The sequence below is a fragment of the Streptomyces sp. NRRL B-24572 genome (assembly GCF_002156145.1).
Taxonomy (GTDB): domain Bacteria; phylum Actinomycetota; class Actinomycetes; order Streptomycetales; family Streptomycetaceae; genus Streptomyces; species Streptomyces vietnamensis.
This window is the reverse complement of record NZ_MWIG01001236.1, coordinates 1-860: the sequence shown is the minus strand read 5'-3', so window position 1 is coordinate 860 and position 860 is coordinate 1. Positions and strand designations below refer to the sequence as shown.

Here is an 860-nt window from a genome sequence, read left to right as displayed (position 1 = left end):
GCCCTGGAGGCGGCCCTTCCGCACCCCCGCCTCGGCGCGGAGGCCGTGCGGTCACTGCACCGGCTCGACCCGGCCGGCTGACCCGGGGCGCGGTCGCACCCCGGCCGTGACCAGCGTCCCGACCGCCGCCAGAACCACCGGAAGCGCCGCCACCGCGAAGCACACCGACAGCGGCAGCCGGCCCACCAGGAGACCCGCACCGGCCGTCGCCACCGTCGTACCGGCGTTGAACGCGGTGTTGACCCAGGCCCCGGCCCGGGTGCGCCGCCCCGCCCCGACGGACTCGTCGGCCAGCAGATAGGCGCTCGTGATCGCCGGCGCCGTGAAGAGACCGCCGAGCGCCACCCACCCGATCAGCGCGTACGGATGCGGGGAGAGCCCCGTTGCCGCCAGGACCGCACCGAGGCAGAGCGCCAGTACCGACAGGCGCACGGAGGTCGGGACCCGCCACGGCACCGCGCCGTACACGAGGCCGCCGACCGCGCTGCCCGCCGACAGGGCCGCCATGGCCCACGGCACCGCCCCGGGGCGGTGGTGTCCGTCGGCGAACGCGATCACAAGCAGCTCCACGGCGCCCAGACACATGCCGACCCCGGCCGCCACGACCGCCGCCCTGAGCAGTCCGGGAGCGGGCGGCGGTCCGGCGGGACGCGCCCGCTCCCGGACTGCTCAGGGCGGCGGTCGTGGCGGCCGGGGTCGGCATGTGTCTGGGCGCCGTGGAGCTGCTTGTGATCGCGTTCGCCGACGGACACCACCGCCCCGGGGCGGTGCCGTGGGCCATGGCGGCCCTGTCGGCGGGCAGCGCGGTCGGCGGCCTCGTGTACGGCGCGGTGCCGTGGCGGTTCCCGACCGCCGTGCGC

Annotated in this window: 1 protein-coding gene; it reads right to left on the bottom strand. The window is 77.7% G+C overall.

Going from position 1 to position 860, the window contains the following annotated elements; translation table 11 throughout:
* Nucleotides 1-51 precede the first annotated feature (51 nt).
* The gene (locus CCN56_RS41510; protein WP_306300673.1) at nucleotides 52-603 is read right to left on the bottom strand and encodes an MFS transporter; all 552 of its coding nucleotides are present in this window, start codon (nucleotides 601-603) and stop codon (nucleotides 52-54) included.
* Nucleotides 604-860 lie beyond the last annotated feature (257 nt).